Here is a 9,756-nt window from a genome sequence, read left to right as displayed (position 1 = left end):
CGGGATCACGCGGTTTGAACGCCCCGAACATGCTGCTGTCAGGTTCGCTTGCCGATGCTACCGCCTCGAAGCCGTCGTCGTTACGGTGCGCGCCACCGTTGCGGTGACGACCGTTGACCTCGCCGGCGGGAGCTCCGACGGCTTCGGCGACGCCACCGGGCACCAGGCGGGCACCCGGCGTACGCATCGGCAGGCCTTCCTCGGTGTGTTGCTCGACGGGCGCATCCTGCGCCGCGGCCGCCACCGACCAGCCCTTCTCCCACACTGTCTTCCAGTCCAGGTCGGCACTGCGGACGTGGGTGGTCGGATCGATCTCGAATTCCGAGACCATCGACTGATAGATCGAATCCCCTTCGGCCTCGGGGCTTTCGGACGCCTCGGCAGCTGCGGATTCGACGGGTTCCTCGATGGCCTCGCCGGCGTCAGCCGCACCGTTGAGGGCGTGGCCGTTGACACCGTTCAGCCCACTGTGACCATTGAGACCGCTGTGGCCGTTCAGGCCGGTGTAACCACCGAGACCGTCCGGGACGCCGGCGCCGGCCACCTGCCCACGCGAGGCGAAGAACGACGACGTGTTCGTCGGCGTCGTGCGTCCGGACTCGGACTCGTCGCCGACGTCTGCCCTCGTTTGCCCCTTCGCGGCGGCGGCGCTCTCCTCGGTGTGCACCGGCCATTGCTGCGGCCACTCCGCGACCGGCTCCTCGGGCACTGGCGGCTCCGCCACCGGTTCCTCGGCCGCCGGTTCGGGTTGCGGGGCAAGCGTGCCGGGCAGCTCCGAGATACCGCTGGCTCCCGGATTGCGTTGCGGCAACAGGTCGAACGACACGTCGGCACCATTGACGTGGGGTTCGGCCGAGCTGGATCCGAAGACCGACGTGTCGGCGGGATCGACATCCAACGACAATGCCGTGGCAATCCCGGCCTGGGCGTCCACGGGCATGCCGTAGGCGAGGTCGTCCCCGGGCTCGGCTTGCGTCGAGCCGTCGCGGGCCAGCAACGCGGCCGGGACGTACACCCCGGCCGTCGTGCCCGAGCTCGGTTCCTCGGCGACGGTGCTGCGCAACCGCACCACCAGACCGTGCTGGGTGGCCAGCCGCCCGACCACGAACAGACCCATGTGCCGTGCGGTGTAGGGGTTGACCTCGCCGCCGGACTGCAGACGGGTGTTGGCGACCCGAAGATCGGCTTCGGTCATGCCGAGGCCGACGTCACTCACCTCGATCACCAACGCGCCCTTGGCCGCGATCACGGCCGACACCCGCACCTGCGAAATCGGGGGCGAGTACCGCAGGGCGTTGTCGAGCAGTTCGGCCAGCAGGTGGATCAAGTCACCGGCCACCGCGCCGGTGACCTCGACATCGGCCACCGAGGCGGTGACCACACGGGTGTAGTCCTCCACCTCCGAGGCCGCGGCGTTGATCACCGTCGCCAGCGGCACCGGACGGCTGTGCTCGCGCGCGAGCTTCGACCCGGACAGCACCAACAGGTTGGCGCCGTTGCGGCGCATGCGCGCGGCCAGGTGATCGAGCCGGAACAGGCTCTCCAGGCGCTCGGGGTCGTCCTCGTTGCGCTCCAACTGATCGATCAGCGACAACTGCTGATCGACCAGTGAGCGGCTGCGCCGCGACAAGGTCTCGAACATGTCGGACACCTGCAACTGCAACTGCGCCTGTTCCCCGGCGAGGAACACCGCCTGCTCGTGCAACTCGTCGACGGCATGCGCAACCTGGCCGATCTCCTCGGTGGTCTGCACCGGAAGCGGGGTGACCGGGACCAACTCACCGCCGGCTCGGACCCGTTCGATCTCCCTGGCCAAATCTTCGTGCGCCACCTTGAGTGCACTGTCGCGCAGCGTACGCAGCGGGCGCACCAGCGAGCGGGCCACCAACAACACGATGACGAGCGCGCTGACGATCGCGGTGGCCACGAGGATGGCGTCGCGGATCGCATCATTGCGGGCGTCGTCGGCCTGCGCCTCCACCGCCGCGGGGATGGCCGCCGTGGTGTCGGAGATGATCTGCCCGGCGATCTCATTGGTGGTCTGCAACGACGCCAGCAGATCCGGATTTCCGACCAGCGGAACGCCCGGGTTGGACATCATCGCCATCCGCTTGACCATCTCGGCGCGCAGGGTCGCCGCCCCCTCGGAGGCACCGCCGAGCACCTTCGTCAAAGCCGCGACGGTCGACGGTTCGGTGCCGGCCATCGTGATCATCGAGGTCCGCAGCAACGGTTCGGGCTCGGCTCCCCCGGCGTTGACCATCATCTGCTGGATGGCCATCTGCCCACGGGCGCCGATCGCCCGGGCCAAGGCCTCGACCTGGGCCTGGACCGCCTGCTGGTTGCTGTGCACCGAACCGGTGATCGCGGCTTCGCCGGTGAGCAGCAGCGGGCCGTAATCGATGATGCGCTGACGCAGGTCGATCGAATTCGACATCACCGCGTCGACGATTTCTTGACCCTTGCTGAGCAGACTGCCCACCGCCTGACCGACGTCCTCCAGCACGTCGGTGGCGTCGAGCCGTTGCTGTAGATCGGATTTTCTGTCACTGAAAGTGGACATCGCGGCCTGCCCGTCGCCACCTTCGGTAGCTGTGATGAGCACGCCCTCCATGGCGGCCATGTAGGCATTGATGTCGGGGATCAGTTCGGCGCGGTCGGCGGCCAGACGCAGATCACCCGCGGCGGTGGCACTGGCATAGATACGCAAACCACCGAACGTCGCGGCCAGGATCAACGGCACGACGACGATCGCGAGGACTTTCCGGCTGACCGGCCAGTTGGCCGGAGACCATCGCGAAGGACGCTTGGCCACAGCGGTTGGGGTTGCGTTCGGGGAAAAATCGACAAGGGTGCCGTCAGCCTGTTTCAGCTGCGTAAAGGCAGTCATCGGCGCCCAACCGCACTACCGGCTGCGTGGCCGCATTTCACTCGTGGGGCGTGATTCATCAGAACTTCCTGCTGTTTCCGCCCACGCTGGGGCGGGCGTCAAACGCCTTGGCAATTGCACGAGTATGACAGCCGCGCGCGAGCGTTTCCACAATTCTTACTGAACAGACAGAGTTCGTGACCGAGCCGTAGCGCAGTTGTGTGGTAATCGAGCAAACAGTAGCGCGCTTGCCGGTGCGCGCCGGGATTTGCCGCCTTCAATTTCGGCGCCCGATTCGTCACCGTATTCGGCTGCCGATTCGTCTTGGCATGCCTGTTCGTACGAGGATCGTCGAATGTTCCGGGTGTTGTTCTTCAGTCCCCGTATCGCACCCAACACCGGCAATGCGATCAGGATGGTGGCGGGTACGGGGTGCGAGCTGCACCTTGTCGAACCGCTGGGCTTCGACCTGTCCGAACCCAAGCTGCGCCGGGCCGGCCTGGACTACCACGACCTGGCATCGGTGACCGTGCACGACGATCTGGCCGCGGCGTGGCGCGCCCTGTTGCCGGCTCGGGTCTACGCGTTCACCGCGCACGCGTCGACGTCGTTCGCCGACATCACCTACCGGCCGGGCGACGTGCTGATGTTCGGCCCCGAACCCACCGGACTTGATGCACAGACACTGGCCGATCCGAATATCACCGCACAGGTTCGTATTCCGATGATCGAGGGCAGAAGGTCACTCAATTTGTCCAACGCGGCCGCCGTCGCCGCGTATGAGGCGTGGCGTCAGAACGGGTTCGCCGGAGGCGTCTAGTTACGCCGCGGGCGTGGACCGGCAAGCGGTCCACGCCCAAATCTCACAGAGTGTTCATACCCCGGCTTCACAATTGCACCGGGGGCAACAGGTGCCCCTGGGCTCACCAACCGTCCCAGTGCGAGAACTGCTCGGCCGGAAGTCGCTTGGCCTTCTTGAAGTCGGTGCCCACGGTGTAGGCGATCGGGAACAGACCGGCCTGCGAATACCGGTCGAACGGAATCCCGAGCAGTTCGGCGGCCTGCTTCTCGCCCTCTCCGAGCAGGTGCAGCGTGGTCCAGGCCGAGCCGAGACCGCGAGACCGCAGTGCCAGCATGAAACTCCACACGGCGGGCAGCAGTGATCCCCAGAACGAGGCGGACATTCCCGCGGGCGCGCCGTCCGGGCGGCCCTCCAGGCACGGGATCAACAGCACCGGCGCCTTCTCGAAGTTGTCGGTGAGATACCGCGCGGAGCTCTTCACCGCGTCCTGCTGCTGATCGCGGATGTCACCGCGCTCCTGATTGGGCAGGTCCAGGTACGGGTTGGCATTGGACCGGTAGATGTCGGCCAGCGCCTTTTTCTTTGCCGGGTCTTCCACGAAAACCCATTGCCAGCCTTGCGCATTCGAGCCGGTCGGGGCCTGAAGCGCCAGGTCGAGGCATTCCATGATCACCTCACGCGAGACCGGCTTTTCGAAGTCGAGGCGTTTGCGCACCGAGCGGGTGGTGGTGAGGAGTTCGTCGACGGTCAAGTTCAGAGTCGGTTCGGCTGTCATGCCGCGAGACTACAGACGCACGCGGGCCATCGGGTCGACTCGCAGAGCAGTTTGCTGAGAACTGTCCGAACGTCATGTGCCGCAGCACAACTCAGCTAACCGCTGAAGGTTGCGCGCCGTCGTCGAGGAGACGACGGCGCGCGGGACGATCAGCCGGCGTTCTCGGAGACCAGCACGGGGTCCCAGCCGTTGACGTCGGATTCTTCCGGCGCGTCGAAGTCGGCCGGGGTGGGCACGGCGTGGATGCCGTGATCGTCGCCGGGCAACCCGCCCAGCGCGGCGATGGTTTCGCGGATCTTGGCCGCTTCGTCGTCGGTGGGCGTTGCGCCGGCCTCGAGTTCGTCGAGCAGGCCGTCACGCAGGCCGGCACCGTTGGCCACCTCCTGGGCCGACAACTTGGCGTGGATGCGCGTGACGTAGATCTGCTGTCCCAGAGAGGAACCCGGCGCCGCGGCGGCATGTGCCATCAGCGAGTCGTACCGCTGGCGAACGCCACTGAGCGCCACGATGACTGCGGGGGAAGGCCGGTTGCTGCTGGCCGCCTCGGTCAGGGAGGCGCGCAGCTTGCGCAGGCCGGACAGGACGACGTCGGCACGCTTGTGGAACTTCTTGTCCTCGGGGAACGGCAGTGCGTCGATGGCGGCCGAATACATGTGCATCGCCGCTTCCGACAGACTGACGATGACCGCCGAATCACCTTCCAGTGTCGCGTTTTGTCCCATGGGGCCCTCAATTCTGCAGCGAGCGGATCGGTAGACGCCGATGACCCTAGCGGTTGGTGTGCGGCCCGTCATCGCTAGGGGCACTTGAAGAATGACGAAAAACCAGGTATGCGGATGCCGGTGGGACTGGCCGGTGGCACATCCCACCACGGGTAGCCCTACTCTGAACGCCGGCACGCTGGCAGGCTTGGCCGACGGGAGGTCGACATGGCCGGACTAACTGAATCGACAAGGGCCGCTGAGTTTTCAGAGGGGTCCCCGTCAGAGGACGGCGACGTCAGCGATACCACCCAGCCGATCCGGGTGCCCGTCGCGGATCAGGAGCGGTCACCCGAGCCACCCCCGGCCGAGCGCAGGATCGGTATCGGCTGGCTGGTCGGCGGCGGTCTCGGCAGCCTGGCCATCGTCTGGTTTCTGGTGTTCAGCCCGGGCGAGCGCGGCAGCAAGGCCGAGTGGTTCTTCGGTGCCGTCATCTTCGTCGTCGTGGTGGTGACGATGTGGTTGACGCTCACCGTTCAACGCCAGGCGCGCCACGACATCGCCCAGGCCGACGAGCGGCTGCGCCGGGAACTGGCGGCGGCCGATGAGCGCTCGGCGGCCGAACTCGCCCTGACCCAGAAGTGGCACCGCGCCGAGATCCAGGCCCAGCAGAAGCTGCACCGCGCGGAGTTGGTGGCCCAACGGGAGCTGGCCCGCATCGAACGCAACAACCTGCTCGAGCAGCTGCAGAAGCAGGCCATGATCGAGGTGTCCCGGGCGGTGGGGGCGCACACCCGGATGCTGGCGACGCTGTGGAGTGAGGCGGCGACGCAACTGCGCAACCCGGATCGGGCCGAGCGGGAAGCGGCCATGAACGCGATCTTCGGACAGATCAGCCAGGTGGTGAACGACGTTTCGGTCGAGCTCGACAACGCCCATCTGCTCAGTCAGGACGACCGCCTGCAGGATGCGCTCAACCGGGTCAACGATGCGGTGCTGATGGCGATTCAGGTGGCCGAGGAACTACATGCCGATGTGGTCGAGGGGCGCACCCCGGACACCAACCCGATCCCGGCCGTCCAACACCTGCTGCACGAGCGCGCCACCGCCGCACGTCGGTTGGCATGGTCGCTGTTGCGGACCGGGTTGGAGGACAGCCTTGAGGACAGCACGGGCGCGCTCAGCGGAAATCTCGGGACCGGGACCCGACCCGGAGCTTGACCGGCCCCATCCGGTCGGCGATCACGGTGACCGCGCCGGTGGCGTTCTGCACGATGCCACGGACGACCAGAGCCGGCGCGGTCTGCGCCAGCTTGCGGTAACGCGCCCACACCCCGGGTGCGCACAGCACGTTGACCATCCCGGTTTCGTCTTCCAGGTTCAAAAACGTCACCCCCTGTGCGGTAGCCGGGCGCTGCCGGTGAGTGACGGCCCCGGCAACCAGGATTCGGGTTCCGTCGACGACACCCAGCAACTTGTCGTTGGGGATCACCCCCAGCGCGTCGAGGTCGGCGCGCAGGTACTGGGTGGGATAGCTGTCCGGCGAGACACCGGTGGCCCACACGTCGGCGGCGGCCAGTTCCAACGCACTCATTCCCGGTAACGGCGGCACGTGGGAGGAAGAGCCCACTCCCGGCAGCCGGTCCGGCCGCTGGGTGGCCGCCGCACCCGCCGCCCACAGCGCCTCGCGCCGGCTGGCCCCGAAACAACCCAGCGCACCGGCGGTGGCCAGCGCCTCGGTCTGAGGTACCGACAGCTGCACCCGGTTGGTCAGGTCGATCAGGGTTGTGAACGGCCCGTTGGCTTCTCGCTCGTCGACCAGGTGCTGGGCCAACTCGTCACCGATATGGCGGACGCTGCCCAGGCCCAGTCGCACGTCAAGGCCGCGGTTCTCGCACGTGGCGTAGGCCAGGCTCGCGTTGACGTCGGGGCCGTGCACCGTCACGCCGTGTCGGCGCGCGTCGGCGACCAGTGACTGCGGCGAGTAAAACCCCATCGGCTGGGCCCGCAACAGTGCCGCGCAGAACACCGCCGGATGATGCAGTTTGAACCACGACGAGTAGAACACCAGCGACGCGAAGCTCAGCGAATGGCTTTCCGGGAAACCGAAATTGGCGAACGCCTCCAGCTTCTCGTAGATCCGCTCGGCCACCTCGCCGGTGATGCCGTGAAGCTCTCTCATCCCGTCGTAGAACCGGCTGCGCAGCCGTCGCATCTTCTCGGTGGAACGTTTGGAGCCCATCGCCCGGCGCAACTGGTCGGCCTCGGCCGGGGTGAAACCCGCACAGTCGACCGCCAATTGCATGAGCTGTTCCTGGAACAGCGGCACCCCCAGCGTCTTTCGAAGTGCCGGCTCCATCGACGGATGGTCGTAGGTGACGGCCTCTATCCCGTTGCGGCGCTTGATGTAGGGGTGCACCGAGCCACCCTGGATCGGGCCCGGCCGGATCAACGCCACCTCGACCACCAGGTCGTAGAACTCCCGCGGTTTGAGCCGGGGCAAGGTGGCCATCTGCGCGCGGGACTCCACCTGGAACACCCCGACCGAATCGGCTCTCTGCAGCATCTCGTAGACCGCCGGCTCGGACAGGTCCAGCTTGGCCAGGTCGACGGTGATGCCCTTGTGTTCGGCCAGCAGATCGATCGCGTAGTGCAGCGCCGAGAGCATGCCGAGGCCGAGCAGGTCGAACTTCACCAAACCGATTGCCGCACAGTCATCTTTATCCCACTGCAGCACGCTGCGGTCAGCCATGCGGGCCCACTCCACCGGACACACGTCGGCGATCGGGCGGTCACAGATCACCATGCCGCCCGAGTGGATGCCGAGGTGGCGCGGCAAGTTGGCGATCTGGGTGGCCAACTCGATCACCGGCTGCGGGATCTCTGCGGCCTCCGGCGAGTCGGGGCGCCCGTCCCATCGGCTGAGGTGCTTGCTCCAGGCATCCTGCTGCCCCTGCGAGAACCCCAGTGCCCGGGCCATGTCCCGCACGGCGCTGCGGCCGCGGTAGGTGATGACGTTGGCCACCTGGGCGGCATAGTCGCGGCCGTAGCGCTCGTAGACGTACTGGATGGCCTTCTCGCGCAAGTCCGATTCGATGTCGATGTCGATGTCGGGTGGGCCGTCGCGGGCCGGGGACAGGAACCGTTCGAACAACAAGTCGTTGGCAATCGGATCGACATTCGTGACCTTGAGCGCGTAGCAGACCGCCGAGTTGGCCGCCGAGCCCCTGCCCTGGCACAGGATGTCGTTGTCCCGGCAGAACCGGACGATGTCGTGTACCACCAGGAAGTAGCCGGGGAACTTCAACTGCTCGATGATCTTCAGTTCGTGTTCGATCTGTGCGTAGGCCTTACCCGCGGTGCCCGGTGGCCCGTACCGCTCGGCCGCTCCGGCCATGACCAGATGCCGCAGCCAGCTGTCCTCGGTATGCCCGGCAGGGACGTCGAACGGCGGAAGTTGCGGGGCGATCAGCGCCAGACCGAAGGCGCACTGCTCACCGAGATCCGCTGCTGCCTCGACGATCTCGGCGCCGAAGAGCCGGGCCATCTCCTCCCCCGAGCGCAGGTGGGCCCCACCGAGCGGGGCCAACCAGCCCGCCGCGGTGTCCATCGAGTTGCGAGCCCGGATCGCAGCCATCGCCATGGCCAGCCGACCCCGATCGGGAACGGCGAAGTGCGCGCCGGTGGTGGCCACCACACCGACTCCGAATCGCGGGGCCAACCCGGCCAGGACCGCGTTGCGCTCATCGTCGTCCGGATGACCGTGATGGGAGAGCTCGACACTGACCCGGTCGGCCCCGAACCGGTCCACCAGATCGGCCAGCGCGGCGGCGGCAGCATCTGGGCCGCCCACGGAAAGCGCCTGACGGACATGGCCTTTGCGACACCCGGTGAGGATCTGCCAGTGCCCACCGGCCGCCTCGGTCAGCGCGTCGAAATCGTAGCGCGGCTTGCCCTTCTCCCCTCCGGCCAGATGCGCGCCGGCGATCTCGCGGGACAACCGTCGGTACCCCTCCGGCCCGCGGGCCAACACCAGCAGGTGCGGGCCGGGCGGGTCGGGATCCTCGGTACGGGGAACGTTCCCGAGCGACAACTCGGCACCGAACACCGTGGACACGTCCAACTCCCTGGCCGCCTCGGCGAACCGGACCACCCCGTAGAGCCCGTCGTGATCGGTCAACGCGATTGCCCGCAGATTCAGCCGGGCCGCCTCCTCCACCAACTCCTCCGGCGTGCTCGCGCCGTCGAGAAAGCTGTAGGCACTGTGCGCGTGCAGTTCGGCATACCGCACCGAGCCAGCGATGCGGGCAATATCGGGCAGTTGATACGCCCCACGCTTACGGGACCAGGCCGGACTGTCCCCACCGTCGCCCTCGGGCTCCAACGGCAGGCCGGAGCGACGCGGCTTGCCTTCCGCGGCGGGCCGCGGCAACTTGCCAGAGAGCACCCGCTCCATCTCCGACCAGCTCGGCGGCCCGTTGTGCCAGCCCACCGCGCCAGTATATCGAACAATTGTTCGATATACTGGCCGGGGGTCACCTTGAGATGCCGATCACGGCACGACACCCTACGATCCCTCTGGGCTGGGGATCGGCTGTGAGAGGACGGC

Annotated in this window: 6 protein-coding genes; 2 read left to right on the top strand and 4 right to left on the bottom strand. The window is 67.1% G+C overall.

Annotated features, from left to right (window positions below; all coding sequences use genetic code 11):
* Positions 1 to 2,890, bottom strand: a 2,890-nt coding sequence (locus tag A5699_RS26550; protein WP_067776354.1) for a sensor histidine kinase, incomplete at its 3' end; no start/stop codon positions are given.
* Between the two features lie 334 nt (positions 2,891 to 3,224).
* Here A5699_RS26550 and A5699_RS26545 point away from each other — a divergent pair.
* Entirely contained in the window at positions 3,225 to 3,689 is a 465-nt protein-coding gene (locus A5699_RS26545; RefSeq protein ID WP_067776325.1) for a tRNA (cytidine(34)-2'-O)-methyltransferase, read from the top strand.
* A 103-nt stretch (positions 3,690 to 3,792) separates the two neighbouring features.
* Here A5699_RS26545 and A5699_RS26540 read toward each other — a convergent pair whose 3' ends face one another.
* Positions 3,793 to 4,446: a nitroreductase family protein gene (locus A5699_RS26540; protein ID WP_067776323.1), complete on the bottom strand. Its 654-nt coding sequence runs from the start codon at positions 4,444 to 4,446 to the stop codon at positions 3,793 to 3,795.
* Between the two features lie 149 nt (positions 4,447 to 4,595).
* Entirely contained in the window at positions 4,596 to 5,168 is a 573-nt protein-coding gene (locus tag A5699_RS26535) for a forkhead-associated protein (protein ID WP_067776321.1), read from the bottom strand.
* 207 nt (positions 5,169 to 5,375) lie between these two features.
* Here A5699_RS26535 and A5699_RS26530 point away from each other — a divergent pair, with 207 nt between their 5' ends.
* Positions 5,376 to 6,368 carry a hypothetical protein gene (locus tag A5699_RS26530; RefSeq protein WP_067776318.1) on the top strand — a complete coding sequence of 331 codons (993 nt, stop codon included), beginning with the start codon at positions 5,376 to 5,378 and terminating at the stop codon, positions 6,366 to 6,368.
* On the opposite strand, the gene A5699_RS26525 is transcribed toward A5699_RS26530, so the two are convergent.
* A complete protein-coding gene (locus A5699_RS26525; protein ID WP_067776317.1) occupies positions 6,328 to 9,639 on the bottom strand; it encodes an error-prone DNA polymerase in 3,312 nt (1,103 codons plus the stop codon). The two genes, A5699_RS26530 and A5699_RS26525, sit on opposite strands and share 41 nt — an antisense overlap.
* Positions 9,640 to 9,756: the final 117 nt, after the last annotated feature.

This window comes from Mycobacterium sp. E802 (assembly GCF_001666875.1).
Lineage (GTDB): Bacteria > Actinomycetota > Actinomycetes > Mycobacteriales > Mycobacteriaceae > Mycobacterium.
Note: the sequence above shows the minus strand (reverse complement) of the source record. Positions and strands in the feature narration are given on the sequence as shown.

What these genes read in the sequence shown, in the direction of transcription:
- A5699_RS26545 (WP_067776325.1), top strand. Translation starts at nt 3,225, where the DNA reads ATGTTCCGGGTGTTGTTCTTCAGTCCCCGTATCGCACCCAACACCGGC.
- A5699_RS26540 (WP_067776323.1), bottom strand. Translation starts at nt 4,446, where the DNA reads ATGACAGCCGAACCGACTCTGAACTTGACCGTCGACGAACTCCTCACC.
- A5699_RS26535 (WP_067776321.1), bottom strand. Translation starts at nt 5,168, where the DNA reads ATGGGACAAAACGCGACACTGGAAGGTGATTCGGCGGTCATCGTCAGT.
- A5699_RS26530 (WP_067776318.1), top strand. Translation starts at nt 5,376, where the DNA reads ATGGCCGGACTAACTGAATCGACAAGGGCCGCTGAGTTTTCAGAGGGG.